Annotated in this window: 22 protein-coding genes, 2 tRNA genes and 1 other RNA gene; 12 read left to right on the top strand and 13 right to left on the bottom strand. The window is 64.8% G+C overall.

What is annotated here, in order from left to right; all coding sequences use genetic code 11:
• Positions 1-4: 4 nt before the first annotated feature.
• On the bottom strand, positions 5-1,363 hold the full coding sequence (gene glnA / locus IHE57_RS09845; RefSeq protein ID WP_209326102.1) for a type I glutamate--ammonia ligase: 1,359 nt from the start codon (positions 1,361-1,363) through the stop codon (positions 5-7).
• Between the two features lie 4 nt (positions 1,364-1,367).
• Entirely contained in the window at positions 1,368-1,571 is a 204-nt protein-coding gene (locus IHE57_RS09850) for a hypothetical protein (protein ID WP_209372800.1), read from the bottom strand.
• 295 nt (positions 1,572-1,866) lie between these two features.
• Here IHE57_RS09850 and ald point away from each other — a divergent pair, with 295 nt between their 5' ends.
• Positions 1,867-2,985 carry an alanine dehydrogenase gene (gene ald / locus IHE57_RS09855; protein WP_209326104.1) on the top strand — a complete coding sequence of 373 codons (1,119 nt, stop codon included), beginning with the start codon at positions 1,867-1,869 and terminating at the stop codon, positions 2,983-2,985.
• Positions 2,986-3,067: 82 nt separating this feature from the next.
• On the opposite strand, the gene IHE57_RS09860 is transcribed toward ald, so the two are convergent.
• Positions 3,068-3,793, bottom strand: coding sequence for a FadR/GntR family transcriptional regulator (locus tag IHE57_RS09860; protein WP_209326105.1), 726 nt, complete (start codon positions 3,791-3,793; stop codon positions 3,068-3,070).
• A gap of 191 nt (positions 3,794-3,984) precedes the next feature.
• On the opposite strand from IHE57_RS09860, the gene map reads away from it, so the two are divergent.
• From map to IHE57_RS09875, 3 genes are read left to right on the top strand one after another with little or no spacing between them, the layout of a single operon-like run.
• Positions 3,985-4,893, top strand: coding sequence for a type I methionyl aminopeptidase (map, locus tag IHE57_RS09865; protein ID WP_209326106.1), 909 nt, complete (start codon positions 3,985-3,987; stop codon positions 4,891-4,893).
• 16 nt (positions 4,894-4,909) lie between these two features.
• The gene (gene ppgK, locus IHE57_RS09870) at positions 4,910-5,731 is read left to right on the top strand and encodes a polyphosphate--glucose phosphotransferase (RefSeq protein ID WP_343071922.1); all 822 of its coding nucleotides are present in this window, start codon (positions 4,910-4,912) and stop codon (positions 5,729-5,731) included.
• 48 nt (positions 5,732-5,779) lie between these two features.
• Complete coding sequence (locus tag IHE57_RS09875; RefSeq protein WP_209326108.1) at positions 5,780-6,019, top strand: hypothetical protein; 240 nt, start codon at positions 5,780-5,782, stop codon at positions 6,017-6,019.
• Positions 6,020-6,037: 18 nt separating this feature from the next.
• Here the strand turns inward: IHE57_RS09875 and rnpB are convergent.
• An RNA gene (gene rnpB, locus IHE57_RS09880) (RNase P RNA component class A) lies at positions 6,038-6,401 on the bottom strand.
• A gap of 140 nt (positions 6,402-6,541) precedes the next feature.
• Here rnpB and IHE57_RS09885 point away from each other — a divergent pair.
• Positions 6,542-7,318 (top strand): YaaA family protein, encoded by a 777-nt coding sequence (locus tag IHE57_RS09885; protein ID WP_209326109.1) that lies wholly within the window; start codon positions 6,542-6,544, stop codon positions 7,316-7,318.
• Positions 7,319-7,346: 28 nt separating this feature from the next.
• On the opposite strand, the gene IHE57_RS09890 is transcribed toward IHE57_RS09885, so the two are convergent.
• Together IHE57_RS09890 and IHE57_RS09895 are read right to left on the bottom strand one after the other, a co-directional pair.
• Complete coding sequence (locus tag IHE57_RS09890) at positions 7,347-8,075, bottom strand: zinc ribbon domain-containing protein (protein ID WP_209326110.1); 729 nt, start codon at positions 8,073-8,075, stop codon at positions 7,347-7,349.
• Between the two features lie 14 nt (positions 8,076-8,089).
• A complete protein-coding gene (locus IHE57_RS09895; RefSeq protein WP_209326111.1) occupies positions 8,090-8,944 on the bottom strand; it encodes a Nif3-like dinuclear metal center hexameric protein in 855 nt (284 codons plus the stop codon).
• Between the two features lie 102 nt (positions 8,945-9,046).
• On the opposite strand from IHE57_RS09895, the gene IHE57_RS09900 reads away from it, so the two are divergent.
• Both IHE57_RS09900 and IHE57_RS09905 read left to right on the top strand, forming a co-directional pair.
• Positions 9,047-10,588, top strand: coding sequence for a fatty acyl-CoA synthetase (locus IHE57_RS09900; RefSeq protein WP_209326112.1), 1,542 nt, complete (start codon positions 9,047-9,049; stop codon positions 10,586-10,588).
• A 138-nt stretch (positions 10,589-10,726) separates the two neighbouring features.
• Positions 10,727-12,190 carry a uracil-xanthine permease family protein gene (locus IHE57_RS09905; RefSeq protein WP_216629807.1) on the top strand — a complete coding sequence of 488 codons (1,464 nt, stop codon included), beginning with the start codon at positions 10,727-10,729 and terminating at the stop codon, positions 12,188-12,190.
• A gap of 111 nt (positions 12,191-12,301) precedes the next feature.
• On the opposite strand, the gene IHE57_RS09910 is transcribed toward IHE57_RS09905, so the two are convergent.
• Positions 12,302-12,378 (bottom strand) — tRNA-Pro (locus tag IHE57_RS09910).
• 82 nt (positions 12,379-12,460) lie between these two features.
• Here IHE57_RS09910 and IHE57_RS09915 point away from each other — a divergent pair.
• Both IHE57_RS09915 and IHE57_RS09920 read left to right on the top strand, forming a co-directional pair.
• Entirely contained in the window at positions 12,461-12,958 is a 498-nt protein-coding gene (locus tag IHE57_RS09915) for a TetR family transcriptional regulator (RefSeq protein ID WP_209326113.1), read from the top strand.
• An 81-nt stretch (positions 12,959-13,039) separates the two neighbouring features.
• Positions 13,040-13,113, top strand: a tRNA-Val gene (locus tag IHE57_RS09920).
• A 92-nt stretch (positions 13,114-13,205) separates the two neighbouring features.
• Here IHE57_RS09920 and IHE57_RS09925 read toward each other — a convergent pair.
• The gene (locus IHE57_RS09925) at positions 13,206-13,553 is read right to left on the bottom strand and encodes a cupin domain-containing protein (protein WP_246475975.1); all 348 of its coding nucleotides are present in this window, start codon (positions 13,551-13,553) and stop codon (positions 13,206-13,208) included.
• A 38-nt stretch (positions 13,554-13,591) separates the two neighbouring features.
• Entirely contained in the window at positions 13,592-14,275 is a 684-nt protein-coding gene (locus IHE57_RS09930) for a helix-turn-helix transcriptional regulator (protein WP_209372802.1), read from the bottom strand.
• Between the two features lie 48 nt (positions 14,276-14,323).
• Here IHE57_RS09930 and IHE57_RS09935 point away from each other — a divergent pair, with 48 nt between their 5' ends.
• The gene (locus IHE57_RS09935) at positions 14,324-14,914 is read left to right on the top strand and encodes a DUF2249 domain-containing protein (protein ID WP_209326115.1); all 591 of its coding nucleotides are present in this window, start codon (positions 14,324-14,326) and stop codon (positions 14,912-14,914) included.
• Positions 14,915-14,962: 48 nt separating this feature from the next.
• Here IHE57_RS09935 and IHE57_RS09940 read toward each other — a convergent pair whose 3' ends face one another.
• Positions 14,963-15,439 (bottom strand): Lrp/AsnC family transcriptional regulator, encoded by a 477-nt coding sequence (locus IHE57_RS09940; protein WP_209326116.1) that lies wholly within the window; start codon positions 15,437-15,439, stop codon positions 14,963-14,965.
• A 109-nt stretch (positions 15,440-15,548) separates the two neighbouring features.
• Here IHE57_RS09940 and IHE57_RS09945 point away from each other — a divergent pair, with 109 nt between their 5' ends.
• Positions 15,549-16,730, top strand: a complete 1,182-nt coding sequence (locus IHE57_RS09945) for a trans-sulfuration enzyme family protein (protein WP_209326117.1) — start codon at positions 15,549-15,551, stop codon at positions 16,728-16,730.
• A 92-nt stretch (positions 16,731-16,822) separates the two neighbouring features.
• Positions 16,823-17,590: a MerR family transcriptional regulator gene (locus IHE57_RS09950; RefSeq protein WP_209326118.1), complete on the top strand. Its 768-nt coding sequence runs from the start codon at positions 16,823-16,825 to the stop codon at positions 17,588-17,590.
• Here the strand turns inward: IHE57_RS09950 and IHE57_RS09955 are convergent.
• The 3 genes from IHE57_RS09955 to IHE57_RS09965 all read right to left on the bottom strand — a co-directional run bounded on the left by IHE57_RS09955 (position 17,578) and on the right by IHE57_RS09965 (position 18,950).
• Positions 17,578-17,982: an HIT family protein gene (locus tag IHE57_RS09955; RefSeq protein ID WP_209326119.1), complete on the bottom strand. Its 405-nt coding sequence runs from the start codon at positions 17,980-17,982 to the stop codon at positions 17,578-17,580. The two genes, IHE57_RS09950 and IHE57_RS09955, sit on opposite strands and share 13 nt — an antisense overlap.
• A 63-nt stretch (positions 17,983-18,045) precedes the next feature.
• Positions 18,046-18,510: a redoxin domain-containing protein gene (locus IHE57_RS09960; protein WP_209326120.1), complete on the bottom strand. Its 465-nt coding sequence runs from the start codon at positions 18,508-18,510 to the stop codon at positions 18,046-18,048.
• Positions 18,507-18,950, bottom strand: coding sequence for a DUF3052 domain-containing protein (locus tag IHE57_RS09965; RefSeq protein WP_209326121.1), 444 nt, complete (start codon positions 18,948-18,950; stop codon positions 18,507-18,509). The genes IHE57_RS09960 and IHE57_RS09965 overlap by 4 nt, the downstream gene beginning before the upstream one ends.
• Between the last annotated feature and the right edge of the window lie 196 nt (positions 18,951-19,146).

A 19,146-nucleotide genomic window follows, 5' to 3' on the forward strand; every position in this document is an offset into this window, starting at 1 on the left:
AGAGCTACATCGCGGTGAAGTGCTTGGCGAGCTCGTAGGGAGTCACCTGAGCGCGGTAGTCGTTCCACTCCTGGCGCTTGTTTCGCAGGAAGAAGTCGAAGACCTCCTCGCCCAGAGTCTCGGCCACGAGATCTGAGCTCTCCATGATCTCCAAAGCATGCGAGAGGCTGCGGGGCAGCGCTTCGATGCCCATCGCGCGACGCTCGGTGTCCGAGAGCAGCCAGACGTTGTCCTCGGCCTCGTCTGGCAGCTCATAGCCTTCCTCGATTCCTCTGAGGCCGGCCGCGAGCATGAGCGCGTAGGACAGATAGGGGTTGGCCGAGGAGTCCAGCGCCCGGTACTCCACCCGTGCAGAGGAAGATTTGCCCGAGTTGTACTGCGGCACCCGGACCAGGGCGGACCGGTTGCGATGCCCCCAGGAGATGTAGGACGGCGCCTCATGTCCGGTCCACAGCCGTTTGTAGGAATTCACGTGCTGATTGGTCACCGCCGAGATCTCTGCCGCATGCATGAGCAGCCCGGCGATGAACTGGCGTCCGGTCCGCGACAGCTGATACTCGGCTCCCGGTTCGAAGAACGCATTGTTCTCACCTTCGAACAGCGACACATGCGTGTGCATGCCGTTGCCTGGATGCGCCGACAGCGGTTTGGGCATGAACGAGGCGTACACACCCTGCGAGATCGCAACTTCCTTGATGACCGAGCGGAAGGTCATGACGTTGTCGGCCATCGTCAGAGCATCCGCGTAGCGCAGGTCGATCTCGTTCTGCCCGGGCCCGGCCTCGTGGTGGGAGAACTCCACCGACAGCCCCATCGCTTCGAGCATGGTCACCGCCTCCCGGCGGAAGTCATTGGCCGTACCGCCATTGACATGGTCGAAGTAGCCGGCCGTGTCGACCGGCATCGGCGCGGTGCCGTCGGTGATTCCGCTGACCGGATCGAGGTTATCGGTCTTGAACAGATAGAACTCGATCTCCGGATGCACATAGAAGGTGAAACCGCGTTCGGCAGCCTTCGCGAGTGTGCGTTTGAGGACATTGCGCGGATCCGCCGGCGCGGGCTCTCCGCCAGGCACGTGGATATCGCAGAACATCCGCCCGGTGGGCTCGGTCTCTCCCCGCCAGGGCAGCAGGGAGAACGTCGAGGGGTCGGGTTTGAGCACCATATCGGCCTCGTACACCCGCGACAGTCCCTCGACGGCCGAACCGTCGAATCCGATGCCTTCGGAGAAGGCGCCTTCGAGTTCGGCCGGAACGATGGCCACGGACTTCAGCTGTCCGAGGACATCAGTGAACCAGAGGCGGATGAATCGCACTTCACGATCCTCGACGGTCCTGAGTACGAATTCCTCCTGACGCGACATTCGATCAGCCGTTCCACTTCTCGTCGTCTTCGTCCCACTTCCGGTTGCGCTCCCGAGCCTTCTCAAGGGCAGCGCGTGCCACTTCCTCCGTCTCGTACGGACCCATGCGGTGATTCCAGTCGCTGACCAGGCCCTTTTCGACGGTGTTCGTCTCGAGATTGAAGTAGTACTTCGAATTCGGATCGTCGATATCTTCGTAGAGTCCCATGGCGAGCCTTCTCTCCTTGGTGGGGTTCTGCATTGACACTGTCAGCTTACCGTTTCGGGCTGTGAACGCGGAGTACCCGTGTGGTTCGCCGACCCTGCACTCCTACTCGCACTGGAATCATGTTTTCGGCGTCATCTGGTACTCGAATCCACGGATTTCGCACTATTGCTGACGAAAACAGCGATAAAGGTTTGCTCTGCAAACCTTCTAAGGAATAGAGTTGGAGCCATAGTCGGCGACGGCGAAGTCGGCCGCCACCGCGCGAGTGGCGCAAGATCGAGAGAGAAGGAACGCAATGCGCATTTCAGTGCCCACCGAGGTCAAGAACAACGAGCACCGAGTCGCCATCACCGCTGCCGGCGTCCACGAACTCGTCGCCCACGGTCATGAGGTCACCGTGCAGGCGGGAGCCGGCGAGGGATCGTTCATCACCGACGAGGAGTATTCCGCCGCCGGAGCCAGCATCGCCGCCGACGCCGCCGCCACCTGGGCCGCAGGCGACCTCGTGCTCAAGGTCAAGGAACCCATCGAGCAGGAGTACGAGTTCCTGCGCAAGGACCTCATCCTCTTCACCTACCTCCACCTCGCCGCCGACGAGGCCCTGACACGGGCGCTCATGGAAGCCGGCACGACGGCGATCGCGTATGAGACAGTGCAGCCCGACGGCGGAGGGCTCCCCCTCCTGGCTCCCATGAGCGAGATCGCCGGCCGACTCTCGACGCAGGTCGGCGCGCACAGCCTGCTCAAGGCCAACGGCGGACGCGGCATCCTGCTCTCCGGCGTGCCCGGGGTGGAGCGGGCCAACGTCGTCGTCATCGGCGCCGGCGTCGCCGGCACGAATGCCGCCCGGATGGCTCTGGGCCTCGGAGCGAACGTCGAGGTCATCGACATCAACATCCCTCGCCTCCGGCAGATCGACGAAACCTTCGCGGGTGCGATCGCGACGAAGGTGTCGAACAAGTACGAGATCACGAAATCCCTGGCCAATGCCGACCTCGTCATCGGTTCCGTGCTCATCCCGGGCAAGAAGGCACCGAAGCTCGTCACCGATGAGATGGTCGCGGGAATGAAGCCGGGCTCGGTCCTCGTCGACATCGCGATCGACCAGGGCGGCTGCTTCGAGAACTCGCACCCGACCACGCACGACGATCCGACCTTCCCCGTCCACAACTCGGTCTACTACTGTGTGGCGAACATGCCCGGCGGCGTGCCGAGCACCGCGACCGCGGCGCTGACGAACGCGACGCTGCCCTTCGCGGTCAAGATCGCCGATCAGGGATGGCACAAGGCCCTGTCGAACGATTCCGCTCTGGCCCGTGGGCTCAACATCCACAACGGCCACGTCACCAACAGCAACGTCGCCGACGCCTTCGGGCTCGAAACGGTGTCCGTCGAGCACGCTCTGGCGAACTGAGCCCACAGCGCTCACCGCCTCTCTCCGCCGTCGGCCGGTGCCCCATCGGGGTGCCGGCCGACGTCATGCGAGTCCTCGGGCTTCACCCCTGGGACACGATGGTGGTGAAGCGGAAGTGCTCTTCACACAGCCGTCCTGCTGTTTCGGCATCCTGTTCGGCGATCGCTTCGACGATCGCGGCATGATCGGCCACGGCATGGTCGAAGAGTTCGGCAGAGAACGGATCGTGCCGGAATCCGGCGTTGATCTTCGTGTCGATGTCGATGGCCATGCGCACGAGCTCGGGGTTGTGGCCGGCCCGGGCGACGGCGAAATGGAACTGCGCGTCCGCTGTCCGAGCCGCCGCCGCCTCGGCGCGTCGGGAATAGTCTGCGGCGAGCTGCCTGAGCTCCGTGAGCTCGTCCTCGGTGCGCCTTCGTGCCGCGGTCGCGGCCAGGCAGTTCTGGAACACGGCACGGGCGTCGAGGAGGTTCCGCCGTTCCGCATGGAATTCCTCGATCCTTCCCGCCATCGGCGCCAACGCCTCCGGGCGGGCGTTCTTCACAAAAGTCCCTCCCCCGCGCCCCCGGCGTCGTTCGACGACTCCGAGACGCTCGAGGCGCAGCAGAGCGGCACGCACGCTCGAACGAGATACCTGCAGATCGGCGGCGAGAGTCCGCTCACCGGGCAGAAGAGTGCCCTCCGGCAGCGCCCCGACCGCGATTCCGGACAGGATGTGGTCCGCAATCTGCTGTGGAGCGCTCGTCAGGCTCACCACATCGCCGAGGCCGGAGAACTCATGACCGGCAGCATCCGTCTCGTCGCTCAACACGCCTCCCGCTGTCCTCATCCGCCTGTCCCGCTCACGGCCCGCATCCGCGACCGATCGGTTCGCCGAGTCGAGCCTCACGCCTGTGCCCGGCTGCTTCGATTCTAGACGCGCCCTGCACCGGACCAGAACATCGACAGGCACCGCCGAAGTGGGCAAAGCCGGGCAACCACCATAGAATCGATTGCATCATGACAGCTCACACCCGCCTGCTCACTCCCGGAACCCTCTCTCCCGAACGCAGAGTGCCGAAGAACATCGCCCGCCCCGAATACGTCGGACGTGCCGACGCCGACGAAGGTCGCGGAAACAACTTCTACTCCGCCGAAGAGATCGAGATCGTCCGGGCCGCAGGACGGATCGCGGCGAATGCGTTGGCCGCAGTCGGCGAGATGATCGTGCCGGGAATCACCACCGATGACATCGACGCCGTCGCCCACGAGTTCATGTGCGACCACGGGGCTTATCCGTCAACCCTGGGCTATCGGGGGTTCCCGAAGTCGGTGTGCACCTCCGTCAACGAGGTCATCTGCCACGGCATCCCCGATTCCACGGTGATCGAGGACGGCGATATCGTCAACGTCGACATCACCGCCTATTTCGAGGGCATGCACGGGGACACGAACTACACGTTCTATGCGGGCGAGGTCGACGAGGCCTCCCGTCTCCTCGTCGAACGCACCTACGAGGCGATGATGCGCGGCATCAAAGCCGTCAGACCCGGCCGCGAGATCAATGTCATCGGCCGCGTCATCGAGAAGTACGCCAAACGCTTCGACTACGGCGTCGTCCGCGACTACAGCGGGCACGGAGTCGGTCGCGAATTCCACTCCGGTCTCATCGTCCCCCACTACGATGCCGCGCCCGCGCACTCCGAGACGATGGAGCCGGGAATGATCTTCACCATCGAACCGATGCTCAATCTGGGCACGATCGAATGGGATGTCTGGGACGATTCCTGGACCGTGGTGACGAAGGACCGGAAGCGCTCGGCGCAGTTCGAGCACACCCTGGTGGTGACCGAGACGGGCGCCGACATCCTCACCCTGGCCGATGCCGACACCGCCATCGCCCACGGACCGCTGAATCACGGGAACTGAGATGGCGGAGGAGACAGTGCACCGATTCGCCATCGGCATCGATATCGGCGGAACCGGCATCAAAGCGGCCCTCGTGGACACGGTCACCGGGCAGTTGGCTTTCAAACGCCTGCGGGTGCTCACGCCGAAACCGAGCACACCGAGCGCTGTGGCCGAGACGATTGCCGAACTGCTCGAAGTCCTCACCGCCCGCGCCCTGGAACTCGAAATCGTCACCGACAGGACCGATCTCGACTCGCTTCCTGTCGGCTGCGGATTTCCCGGCGTCATCCGCGACGGCCTCGTCGAGTTCACGGCCAACCTCGATCAGAGCTGGGTCGGATCCGCGATCGCGGCCGTCATCGGCGACCGCACCGGACGCAGGGTCCACTTCCTCAACGATGCCGATGCTGCGGGACTCGCCGAGATGATCTTCGGAGCCGGGCGCGCCCACCGGAAGAAGACCGTGCTTCTGACGACTCTGGGAACAGGCATCGGCACTGCTCTGTTCACGCAGGCACGGCTCGTGCCGTACACCGAACTCGGGCATATCGAGATGAATGGTGCCGATGCGGAGACGCAGGCGGCCGAATCGGTCAAGGTGCGGTTGGGACTGAGCTATGAGGAATGGGCGAAGCGCCTGCAGCAGTACTTCTCACTCATCGAGCTGCTCGTCGCCCCCGATGTCATCATCGTCGGCGGAGGAGTCTCGAAGTCCCATGCCGAGTTCCTCCCGCTCATCTCGACTCGGGCCAAACTCAAACCCGCCAAGCTCTTCAACAACGCCGGAATCGTGGGAGCTGCGATGGTCGCCGTCAATGACGGCAAAACGAAGGTGAAGAAGAGCGACTCGCATTGATGAGAAGCGTCCGGGGCAGCCGCGGTCGTCGCCGATCATGAGGTCGAGGTGAGGAAGGTCCTTGACTCGACCTCCCGGAAGCATCGCACGGTCGACACGCTCACCTATTCTCTCGACGACACCGACGGCAGGCCCTTGAAGCAGCCGCTGATCTACCGCGGCGAAGACGGTTACGTCCTCGTCGTCGGCGGCGTCGCTGCCATCGGCGCCTTCGGCATCCTCGTACTCGTCGTCGGACTCAACGGTCGGCTCCTGCGCCAGCATGCGCAAGCCGGCCGCCCCTTGTGAGGACGCGGGCGGAGAGAAGAGGACAGGCCACCGATACGCCGGGTTCTGTCGACGAGTCGGTCACCCTTCTCGCCTGACGGTCATCTGTCTGGGACCGATGTTGCCACCGGCCTCGAGCGATCCACCCGACGACTCGGCGAGCAGCCTCGAACGTCGTCTGTCTGATCTTGCTCCGGATGGGGTTTACCCAGCGGCGCCGGTCGCCCGACACCCTGGTGGTCTCTTACACCACCGTTTCACCCTTACCCGACCGAAGCCGGGCGGTCTGCTCTCTGTTGCACTTGCCCGCGGGTTGCCCCGGGTGGGTGTTACCCACCATCCCTGCTCTGTGGAGCCCGGACGTTCCTCAGCCGAAATCGGCCGCGACCGTCTGGTGACCTGTCCTCAAGCAACCCAGTCTACCGCTTCGAATACGTTCCGCTGACCGGAGCCGCGCCCGTTCGTCCGCCAAGTCTGCGAACGTGACGAAGCTCATCCGCAGGCACCGCCGCTCGCCTTCGTCGGTGATCATACGATGGAAGGGTGAAGATCCTGCTGCCGCCCTCCGAGGGCAAGACGCCGGCTCCGACCGGCCCTGTGCTCGACCTGGACAGGCTTTCGTCCCCGGAGCTCACCGCGAAACGCAAGCGGGTCCTCTCCGCGCTGCAGAAGGCCTCGAAGCGCCGCGATGCGCTCGAAGTCCTCGGCGTCGGTGCCTCGCTGGCCGACGACGTCGAACGCAATACCGTCCTCGACGTCATTCCCTGCGCACCGGCCCTCCTCACCTATTCCGGCGTCCTCTACGAGGCCATGGGCGCCTCCGAACTCGTCGCCCGGGCGGCCGAGGACGAGAGCCTGCACGCGCGCCTGCGGCAGGTGCTCGTCTTCTCCGCGCTCTTCGGTCGGGTGAACGGCCTCGACGTCATCCCCGCCTACCGACTGGCGATGAAGACCGAGCTGGGAACCCTGGGCCGCCTCACCTCGTATTGGAAGCCGATCCTTGCGGAATCCTCTCCGCTCGACACCGCCGAGGTGGCCCTCGACTGCCGTTCGAGTGATTACCGATCGGCCTGGCCCGGTCCGAATGACCAGGTCGTCACCATGGGTGCCGTCACCGTCAAGGACGGCAAACGTCGTGTGGTCTCGCACTGGGCGAAGTTCTATCGCGGGGAGTTCGCGGGTCGACTGCTCGCTGACGCGCGTGCGCTGCCGACGACCGTCGATGAGCTGGTGGCAAGGGCCGAAGAGATCTATGAGGTCGAATTCACCCCGTCTGCCCCGAAGAAGCCGGCGGCTCTGACGGTTGTCCTGCGCGGCTGAGTCTCTCGTGTCGCGCAGCTGCGCAGCCTCAGCTGCGCCGCAGCAGCACCGCCTCGCACTCTTCGCATTCGTAGGTTTCGTTCAGATCCCCACCGAGCATCGCCTTCCAGACGGCTGCTCCGATCTCCTGGCCGCACGCCTGACAGTTCGGTCCGGTGAGGAGGGCCGCACCGGGCCCGCCCTGTGCCACATTCGCTTCGAAAGCGCTGACCAGCTGCTGCGGCAGCGACGATTTCGCCCCACCGGCAGAGACTTCGTTCGCGCTGATGAGGTCTCGGAGTTCGGCCTTGCGGTCTTTCACCGCGGTCTGCACCTCTTTGCCGGCAGTCGTCACCTCGGCGATCCTGTCATCGACCCCTGACAGCTCCGCCTCGGCAGTCTCGAGCCTCTCCATCTCCTCGAGCTGGGATTCTTCGAGCTCGGAGACGCGGTCCTCGTGGCCCGCGATCTCGTTCTGCAGGTTCACGAGGTCTCGGCTGGTCAGACCCGTGCCGTCATTGAGTTCGGCGGTCTTCTTCTCGATCTGCGTCCGCTGCGCCTCGATGAGCGCATTCGTCTCCCCGATCGCCGAACGTAGACGGTCAACGCCCTCGGACGCCCGCGTCCTCTCCTCCCCGAGTTCCTTGTGGGTCCGGACGAGGTCCTGCAGTTCGGCTCCGCGCTTCGGGTTGTCGTGTTCGTGTCGCAGGGCGCGGCCATTGGGCGTGAGCTCTATGAGGTTCTGCAGGGCGGTTCGCTGGTCGTCGGTGATGCGCATCGTCGATCTCCTCCTCAGTAGCGTTCGACCCAGGGGTCGGTGTTGACGGCCGAATGCTGCAGGGCGACCGTGAAGCCGCGCTCGCCGAACTCCGCCTCGAGAGCCCGGGCAGCGGATTCCAACCACACCGTCTCCGAGGCCCAATGAGAGACGTCGATGAGCTGGGGGCGCCCGTCACCGCGGTTAGCGGTATCGCGCGCCTCGGTGGCTGGGTGGTGGCGCAGGTCGGCGGTGATGTAGACCTCCGCGCCGCTGGCACGGACCTCGTCGAAGAGCGAGTCACCGGCCCCGCCGCACACCGCGACCCGGGTGACCGTCGCGCCAGGATCACCGGCGATGCGCACTCCCGTCGTCGTCCGGGGCAGCTTCTCGGCCAGCGTGCGAGCGATGTCGCGCACCGGCGTCGGGCGGGCCAGATCACCGACGCGACCGATCCCGGTCGGCAGGGTTTCGGCCCCAGTCCGCGGAGAGGGAGCGTGCGGAGCCAGCGGTACGGCATCCCTGATGTCCAAAAGCGAGATGAGCGCATCGGAGACGCCCTCACGGGCCGAGTCCGCGTTCGTGTGCGCATTGAACAGTGCGATGTCGTTGCTGATCAGCGTGTGCACTGCCCCTCCTTTGAGGGTGGAGGCGCTGACGGTTTTCACGGGCTTGAGTATGAGCGGATGATGGGTGAACACCAGGTCGGCTCCGAGCACCACCGCCTCCGCGATGACCGCGTCCATCGGATCGAGAGCCAGCAGGATCGAGCGGACCTCGGCAGCGGGATCACCGACGGACAGGCCGACCGAGTCCCAGGGCTCGGCCAGGGCCGTCGGCCACAGCGAGTCGAAGACTTCGACGCAGTCACTCACCTTCGGATGCTTCATGGGTCCACACTATTACATCCGGGAAGCCGGGAAATCACTGAGCGCCGCCCCGAAAAATGAGACGCAGTTCACTCCGCTCGCGTTCGCTCATATATTTGGGTCATGTCATTTTCACACACGGACACCGCATCCCCCGCCTTCAGCAACACGTCGACGGTCGCCGATCTCATCCGCCGCAGCGCCGGTCGCTTCTCCACCGACACAGCCATCGAATTCGGAGATCGGACGTGGACCTACGCCGAACTCGACGCGGCCGTCACGGCAGTCGCCCGCGAGCTCCTCCGCCTCGGGGCGGGAAAAGGCGACAGGATCGCCGCCTACGGCAAGAACTCCGACGCCTATGTCCTCCTCTATCTCGGCTGTGCCCGCGCAGGCATGATCCACGTACCGGTGAATTTCCAGCTCAAGCACGACGAGCTCGAGTACATCCTCGACAATGCCGGGGCAGGGATCGTCTTCGCCGATGCCGATCTCGTCGATGCCGTGGCCTCCACGCAGACAGGGGCGGCCACACAGGTCATCGATCTGGCTTCACTGGTGCCCGTCGCCTCGGCGGACACCATCGCTCCCGCCGATGATGCGGAGTTCTCCGTCGTCGACACGGACATCGCTCAGCTCCTCTACACCTCCGGCACCACCTCGGCGCCGAAGGGAGCGGTGATGACCCATCGCGCCCTGGTCCACGAGTACCTGTCCTCGCTGCTCGCCCTCGACTTCGCGACCACCGATCGCGCCGTGCATGCGCTGCCGCTCTATCATTCCGCGCAGATGCATGTCTTCCTCCTCCCGCTGCTGTCGATCGGCGCGCACAACATCATCGTGCCGGCACCGGTGCCCGACCAGCTGCTGGCCCTGTTCGAGGAGCGGGAGATCAATTCGTTCTTCGCCGCTCCCACGGTCTGGGTCGCCTTGGCCAACAGCCCAGAGCTCGAGACTCGGAACCTCGACAGTCTGCGCAAGGCCTACTACGGCGCATCGATCATGCCCGGACCGATCCTCGATCGTCTCCGTGCGCGACTGCCCGAGCTCGGCTTCTTCAACTGCTTCGGGCAGTCCGAGCTCGGCCCGCTGTGCACCGTGCTGCGCCCCGAAGACCACGACTCCCACCCCGGCTCGGCCGGGCGCCCGGTCATGTTCGTCGAGACGCGCGTCGTCGACAGCGCCGGTGAGGATGTCGGTCCCGGCCAGGAGGGAGAGATGCTCTACCGCTCCCCGCAGCTGTGTGAAGGCTACTGGAATCGCCCCGATGCCACGGCCGAGGCTTTCGACGACGGCTGGTTCCATTCCGGTGATCTGGTCAGAGTCGACGTGGACGGCTACGTCGAGGTCGTCGACCGGGTCAAGGACGTCATCAACACCGGCGGTGTCCTGGTGGCCAGCCGGCAGGTCGAAGACGCGATCTTCGAACTGCCCCAGGTCGCCGAGGTGGCCGTCGTCGGTATCGCAGACGAGAAATGGATCGAGGCGGTATCCGCCTTCATCGTCTGCAAACCCGATCAGGGCGAGCTGAGCGGCGAGGAGGTCATCGCGCACGTCAAGACACGCCTGGCAGGTTTCAAAGTGCCCAAACGCGTGGACTTCGTCTCGGAGCTGCCGAAGAACTCAGCCGGGAAGATCCTCAAGCGCAGCCTGCGCGAAAGCTGATCCGCGGGCTGGTCGCCGGGGATCCGCAGGCGTGCTGCTCCGCAACAGCGCTGCGCGCGGCGGTCCGGCGCGTAGTATTCTTCCGACGGATCGGCGCGAGTCCCGATCACCGGCGACGAGCAGTGGGCAAGGAGCACAATGGTGGAATCGAAGCAGACGGACGCACAAGAGCGGCGAGGGCACCGTCGCGGCTGGACGCTGCACGGTGACGGACGGACGATCGCCCCTGGCGAGCGGGTGCTGCCCGAGGAGCGCCTGAGCTGGCCGCGCACCATCAGCGTCGGAGCCCAACATGTCGTGGCGATGTTCGGCGCCACGTTCCTCGTGCCTCTGCTCACCGGTTTCCCGCCCTCGACGACCCTGTTCTTCACAGCGCTCGGCACCTTGCTCTTCCTCGTCATCACCAAGGGCATGATGCCGTCCTACCTCGGCTCGTCCTTCGGGCTGCTGGCCCCGATCGGCGCGGTCACCGGGTTCTCCGCGACCGCGGGCGAGGAACTCGACTCCCATGCCATGGCGTTGGCGCAGGGCGGCATCATCTCGGTCGGCGTCACGCTCGCACTCGTCGGGCTCGTCGTCCATTTCGTCGGTGTGCGCTGGATCGAGGTGACGATGCCGCCTGTCGTCACCGGGGCCATTGTCGCGCTCATCGGCCTCAATCTCGCTCCCGCCGCGTGGGACTGGGTGCAGGCAGCTCCTCTGACGGCCGTGATCACCATCGCCGCCATCTTGCTGACCACGGTCCTGTTCCGTGGCATGCTCGGGCGGCTCTCGATCCTCATCGGCGTGCTCGTCGGCTACGCAGCCGCATGGCTGCAGGGACAGATCGACTTCTCCACCGTCTCCCGAGCCGACTGGGTGGGCCTTCCCGCCTTCCACGCTCCGGCGTTCGACCTCGGCTATCTCGGACTGTTCCTCCCCGTGGTCCTCGTACTCATCGCAGAGAACATCGGCCATGTGAAATCGGTGGCCGCCATGACGGGACGGGATCTGGACTCGCTCGCCGGACGAACCCTCTTCGCTGACGGCTTCTCGACGATGCTCGCCGGCTCGGGCGGCGGTTCGGGGACGACGACCTACGCGGAGAACATCGGAGTCATGGCCGCGACACGGATCTTCTCCACTGCTGCCTATCTGTGCGCAGCCGTCATCGCCTTCCTCCTCAGCCTGCTTCCTAAGTTCGGTGAGATCATCGCCACGATCCCTCCCGGCGTCCTCGGCGGTGCTGCGACCGTGCTCTACGGCATGATCGGCATGCTCGGCGTGCGGATCTGGGTGGAGAACAAGGTGGACTTCTCCAATCCCATCAACCTCAACACCGCCGCGGTTTCGCTCATCGTGGCCATCGCGAACTTCACGTGGACGCCCGGAGGACTGCAGTTCGAGGGGATCGCGCTGGGCACAGCCTCGGCGATCGTCGTCTACCAAGTGATGAAGGCGATCGGTCGGTGGCGCGGCACGGATCCCGACGCTGTGATCGAGAACTTCGCCGAGGCAGCCGATCACCCCGATGCGAACGACCGTCCGCGACACGCAGAGGCCGGCCGGTCGGAAGCCGACGGTGTCGGCGGCACAGATCCCGGACAGGGCGGAGTCGGCTGATCCGCTCCCTCGCCGCGCAACGGCCCGTCCCCGTGGGGAAGAGAGGGACCGAATGACGCCGGAGACCAGAAGTGCCGCAACTCGCCTGAGCGAAGTTGCGGCACATTCCCTTGGTCGGGATAGCGGGATTCGAACCCACGACCTCCTCGTCCCGAACGAGGCGCGCTACCAAGCTGCGCTATATCCCGTGACCAGGAACTACTATAGCGAGGGGAACGCGATCTGAAAAATCGGGACCGGACACGGACGCTGAATGAAAGGAATGTCTCATTGGCACTGACCGTCGAGACCATCACGAACACTGCTTTGGACATCCTTTCGCGATACGGCCTCGGTGACCTCTCGATGCGCCGTCTGGCCCGAGAACTCGGGGTTCAGCCATCTGCTCTCTACTGGCACGTCAAGGACAAGCAGTCCCTCCTCGTCCTCATCTCGAAGAGCCTCAGGGCGGAAGTCGACGCCCGGTGCCCCGCCACCGCCGATCCCCTGGCTGCAGCCATGTCCCTGCGCGAGGTGCTGCTGAAGTACAGGGATGGTGCCGAGATCCTGCTTCTGGGGTATTCGATCGCCCCCGCCGATGTCACACCGCAGGCGCTCGCCGGTCAGCGTCTGGGCGCGGAAGTGGCGCAGGGCATCATGACACTGACCTTGGGAGGCGTCGCTGTGGAGCAGAACCGCCGGCTCTTCGACGTCGATCCCTCGGCAGCCGCAGAGAACTACACTGCCAACGCAGCACAGATGCTCAGCGGCATCCGTTCCTGCCCCTGATCGGCGCACATCCGGATTCGTCGCAGCACCTCGGGTGTGGCATACTGATCAGGCGCTCTCGGACGCTCCGACAGCGCAGTGGGGCCTATAGCTCAGCTGGCTAGAGCATCTCGTTTACACCGAGAGGGTCGGGGGTTCGAGTCCCTCTGGGCCCACAGCAGAAGGCACCCCGTGGAAGCGGGGTGCCTTCGTCATATCTGTGACGCTGGAGTTCTGCCGCCGCGGCAGACGTGGCGCTTGGCGCGCACTAGCCGCCGTGGACTTCCGTGCGGATCGTGAGCAGGAAGGCAGAATCTTCCAGGGCTGTGACCGAGTGCCGTTCGGGTGGGATCGCGATGAAGTCGCCGGTGGACAGCTCCCAGGACGCTTCCGCTGTCGCAAGTCGAACACGCCCTTCGATCACCTGCAGAGACGCCTCGGGCGGAGAATCGTGGTCGGCGAGCTCGGAGTCCTCGGTCAGGGTGAGCATCACTTGCCGGAGATAAGTGCCGGTGAAGACACCGCGTGCCGCACGACCGCTGCGGGATGCATGAGCCTTGTCCAACAGTTCGGCACTGAGCCCGCGCAGGTTCTGCCCGGTCGGTTCATCGGTCATCTGCATTCTCTTTCGTTCGACGATGGTGGTGATGGTTTTCAATTCCCCGCGGCAGGCGCTCGCCGCCGCAGTCGGGCCCGGCAGCTCGATGCGGTGGCGAAGGGCTCGAGCGATTCGACTGCACTGGACGACTCCGCGGCATCGAGATAGCCCGACATCAACCCGCGGTGAATGGAACAGACCAGTCGACCGTGAGTGGCGAGGAATTCCCGGAGCGGACAATTGTGCAACTCGATCATGTCCGCCTCAGAGCACGTGGGGGCGAAGCCTGTTGCCTCGAGTGTGTCGACCAGTCCTTCGACCGCATCGGCCGCTGATGCCCCGGCGGTGGCGGCTGCACCACTTCCCCACTGGCGCCCTGCCGATTCGGCTTCGCGCTCGGAATCAGCCGCTGCGGCGATCCGGTTGAGGAGGATGCGTGCGAGCAGATCCGCCCGCAGCTCTGTGGAGCCATGCGACGGCGAGAGACGGAACCGCAGTTCCGGTCGCCCCGGGGTACGGCTCGGTACCTGTTCGCGGACGACATCACCGCTGCGCTCAAGGATCCGCAGGTGAAAACGGATTGTGTTCGGGTGAACCCCGACAGCATCGGCGAGTTCGGCTGCAGTCGCCGTAGTGCGTTCGCGCAGGACACGCAGGATCTCGGCTCGACGGGTCCTCCCCATTTCGGAGACCCCTCTCGTACGCGACAGACCTGCGCGCGAGCACTCCTGCGGATCCATGGTGATAGTTTATACAAGAATCCATTGGAACAAAGCAGAGGAGCCGCTATGGCAGAAGAAGCCGTCATCGACGTCCGGACCGTTCCGAAGCCCGAGCGCCATCCGCACATCATCAAGGCCTATCAGCAGCTCGAGGTCGGAGCCGGGCTCATCCTCGTCAATGACCATGTGCCCGAAGGACTGCGCGTCGAGATGTTTCGAGAGTTCGCCGATGCGGTGGGCTGGGAGCCGCTTGAGAGCACCGAGGACGAGGTGCGAGTGCGCATCAGCAAGCAGGCGTCGACTTCGGCACCGCGAGTCGTCCTCGATGTCGACGAACTCTCGGCAGAGGCCGAGACCTCCGGTTCCGTGTGGCAGCTGCCGCCCCAGCAGCGTGACCTCGACGCCAATGTCATCGCCCTCACCCCGGGCGGAGAGATCCGAGAGCACACCGGACCCGATCTCGATGTGCTCATCCACGTCCTCGCAGGTGCGGGCACACTGGAGACCGAGACCGGAACGATCGCCCTCTCCCCCGGTCAGATCGTCTGGCTGCCTCGCCGTTCGCGTCGACGGATCGTCGCCGACGCCGAAGCCGGACTGCAGTACTTCTCCGTCCACCAGCGCAAGCAGGGCTTGACGATCACCGCACGGGGCTGAGCCTGTGCTCGGTCACGGAAGATCGCTCCTCGAGCGCTTGGCGCTGGCTCACGGCTCTCCGGGGATCCAGGCCGAACCGTCCTCGACCCGATAGATGAGATTCGTCCGCGTATGGGCCACCGCCGGGTAGCGGGTGAGATAGTCGAGGACGAACGACTGCACCGCCTCGGTGTCGGTGGCCACGATGTGCAGCAGATAGTCGTCGGCACCGGCCATGTGATACATCCTCACCACACCGGGGAAGTTCGGTGCTGCCGCAGTGAACGCGTCGATCTCGGCGCGATCGTGTTTGGCCAATCGGATCGAGACCAGCGCCTGCAGACCGACGCCGAGGGACGCGGGATCGACATCGATGCGGAACCCGCGGATGACACCGAGCGACCTGAGCCGCTTGAGACGCAGAGAGACCGTCGACTCGGAGATCCCGACCGACTCTGCCAATGCTGCTCCCGAGGCACGAGAATCCGCGTTGAGCTCCTGCAGCAGACGGCGATCGGTGGCATCGAGTGAGACATTCTGCGACATGAGTCACAGTCTGGCACACGTCCTCGCAGATCCTCCATTTTCGGCCTGTTTCCTCACAGGTCATTCAATGATGATTGCGTTGTTCGGGAGAAGTGGTTTGAATGCCGCTATGACCTCTATGCATCTCGATACCCAAATGGTCCACGGCGGGATGGACGGCCTCACAGAGTCAGGCGTCCACGTCCCCGCCATCGATCTGTCCACCACCAACCCGGTCAACGACGTCCGCACCGGCGGGGACTCCTACGAACGGCTTGCCACCGGACAGACGCTCAAGGAGGGCGATTCGGCCGTCTACCAGCGTCTCTGGCAGCCCGGCGTGGCGCGATTCGAGTCGGCCTTGGCCGAACTCGAGGGCGCGGAGTCAGCAGTGGCCTTCGCCACCGGCATGGCCGCGCTGACTGCCGCGCTCCTCGCCGCTGTCGAGGCCGGCACTCCGCACATCGTGGCGGTCCGTCCTCTCTACGGCGGCAGCGACCACCTGCTCGAATCGGGTCTGCTCGGAACCTCTGTGTCCTGGGCTGAGGAGAGTGAGATCACCGCGGCCATCCGTGAGGACACCGGACTCGTCATCGTCGAGACGCCTGCCAATCCGAGCCTCGACCTCGTCGACCTCGAGGCGGTCGTCGCCGCGGCCGGTGACATCCCGGTCCTCGTCGACAACACCTTCTGCACTCCGGTCCTGCAGCGTCCCATCGAGCATGGGGCCGCCCTCGTCCTCCACAGTGCGACGAAGTACCTCGGCGGTCATGGCGACGCTATGGGCGGAATCATCGCAACGAATGACGAGTGGGCCACCCGGCTGCGTCGAGTGCGTGCGATCACTGGCGCACTGCTGCATCCGATGGGTGCCTACATGCTCCATCGCGGCCTGCGCACCTTGGCCGTGCGGATGCGCGCGGCACAGGATACGGCGGCTGAACTCGCGCGCCGGCTGAGTTCGCGCCCGGAGGTCACGCGAGTGCACTATCCCGGCCTGGCCGGAGGGGACCCCCGGGGTCTCATCGGCCGGCAGATGTCCGGAGGCGGCGCGATGATCGCGATCGAGCTCACCGGCGGCTTCGAAGCCGCTCGGACCTTTGTCGAACACTGTGACCTCATCGTCCACGCGGTGTCGCTCGGAGGAGCCGACACCCTGATCCAGCATCCGGCTTCGCTGACCCACCGGCCCGTCGCCGCCACGGCGAAGCCGGGAGATGGCCTGGTCCGGCTCTCGGTCGGTCTCGAACACGTCGACGACCTCGCTCGGGACCTCTTCTCAGCCCTCGACTCCCTCAGATCCGCGGCCTGAGGGAATTCCGCGGTCGGGCAGGAGCCCCAGTCGGGACGGAACCGACCGCTGCACTTGACCTTGACGTTGCGTCAACTTCTAGGCTGTCGATCATGGATTGGTCCATTCAGGAAACAGCACAGTTGACGGGAACGACGAGCCGCACCCTGCGTCACTACGACGCGATCGGACTGCTGCCGCCGACGTACATCGCCGCAAACGGCTACCGCTGCTACGACGAAGCGGCATTGGTGCGCCTGCAGCGCATCTTGCTGCTCAGGGAGCTGGGGCTGCCTTTGACCAGGATCGCCGAGGTGCTCGACCGCACCGAGGATCCGGTCAAGGCTCTGTCCGAACACGTGCTCTCACTCGGACACGAGCAGGAGCGCCTCGGTCGGCAGATCGCTGCCGTCACTGCGACCATCACACGATTGAAAGCAGGTGAGCCGCTCATGGCTGAGGAGATGTTCGACGGTTTCGACCACCGCGACCACGAAGAGGAAGTGACCGCCCGCTGGGGCGGTGAAGCTTATCGGCGCTCCGCGGAGTGGTGGACGGGTCTGTCAGCTCAGGAGCGCTGCGACTTCAAGTCCCAGGTCGATGAACTCCGTCGAGACTGGATCGCCGCCTCCGATGACGGTGAGGATCCCGAATCGCCGAGGTGCCAGGAACTGGCCAGGAGACACATCGCCTGGCTGTCCGAGACGCCGGGGACTCCCGCCGCCGATCCTGACGGAGATCTGTGCGGATACGTGACCGGACTGGCTGAGATGTACGTTGCGGATGAGCGCTTCGCCGCGAACTACGGCGGGGTCCGCGGTGCGAGCTTGGTGCGGGATTCGCTCCTGGCCCGCCTTGCCACGGCAGGTCAGGACAGCTGAGAGAGAGCCTGACGGATCTTCTCCGCCGGCCCTTCCAACTGTTCCGGAGTCTGCATCGGTGCCCGATCACTGATGTCGAAATCATCCATCGAGTTCGTCGGCAGCACGTGGATGTGGAGGTGGGGGACCTCGTAACCGACGACGAGCAGGCCGATGCGCTCACAGTCGAACGCCTGCTTCTGGGCCTCCCCGACCTTCTTCGCCACCGCCATGAGGTGATCAAGCAGCTCCTGGTCCGCATCGATCCAGTGCGAGATCTCTTCCCGCGGCACAACCATGACGTGTCCCTCCGTCATTGGCGCCACGTCGAGGAACACGACGCACTTGTCGTCGGTGTGGACGAAGGTGCCGGGAATCTCACCGTTGATGATCTTGGTGAACAGCGTGGCCATGATGGAGTCCTCCTTGCAGTGTCCGACGGGCCGTGGTTCGGCGCGCAGAATATGGCTTGAGTGTCAGAGGCTGGAGAGCGCCGCGTCGAAATCGCCGGAGAAATCCCGCATCACCCCGCGGGCGACCTGCCTGCCTCTCACGATCGTACCCGCCGAGATGACGAAGACTCCTCGTTCGGCCACCCCGTGGACCGGATCGAAGACACCGAAGGCACGAGCGGCCTGCCCATGGGGCCAGAAGTCCGAGCCCAGCAGCAGACCGGTGCCCGTCTGCTGCGACCACGCGGCCAAGGTGTACTTCGAGTCGACCGACACCACGAGGACGTCGACCCGCTTCGCGTCCTCGCGCATCGACGCCTGCCAGCGATCGAGAGCTGCCAGCTCGTCCCCGCAGATCGGAGAGAACGCGAAGGGCACGAAAGCGAGCACGAGTACGGAGGAGGTGGCCGCCTCGGCGAGGGTGATGACCGATCCATGCTGATCGGGAAGCGTGAGATCCGGGGCCCTGTCACCGGGCCGCAGGATCATGAATAGTTCTTCTTGCCCACGAGCCGGAAGCCGGCCCAGTCGTCGGCGGCGCTGACAGTCGAGGTCACGTGCATGCCGGCTGTCGGAGCCGCTTCGGAGATCTCGGCCGGGCTGATGTGTCCGGGACGATTGGCCTTCGGGCTGAGCAGCCACACGACTCCGCCCTCCTTCAACGTGGCCTGCGCGTCGACGAGACCGTCGATGAGATCATCGTCGTCCGACCGCCACCACATGAGGATCACGTCGTAGACATCGTCCTCTTCGCCGTCAGCGATCTTGTCACCGATGATGTTCTCGATCGCCTCGCAGAGTGCCTGGTCGACGTCGTCGTCATAGCCGATCTCTTGCACATAGTCCCCCTTGCTGAAGCCGAGATTGTGGCCCAGCTCGTTTGCGAGGGTCGACGTGGAGGATGTCCTTTCAGAAGCGGAGTTGCTCATGCCTGTATTGTTCCGTCAACTGTGGTCAAGGTGCAAATGTCCGGCGCGTCTGCGCACCGCAAGCGAAGCCAAAACGCATCCAAGGGCATGAATGCGTCAGAGAGATCACAAGAACTCGGGACAGCGAAGTTTGCCTGCGCGTACTAGGCTGATGAATGTATCGGATGGACCCTGGGCACAGACATCCTGCGGACCG

This window comes from Brevibacterium renqingii, assembly GCF_017808105.1.
GTDB lineage: Bacteria > Actinomycetota > Actinomycetes > Actinomycetales > Brevibacteriaceae > Brevibacterium > Brevibacterium renqingii.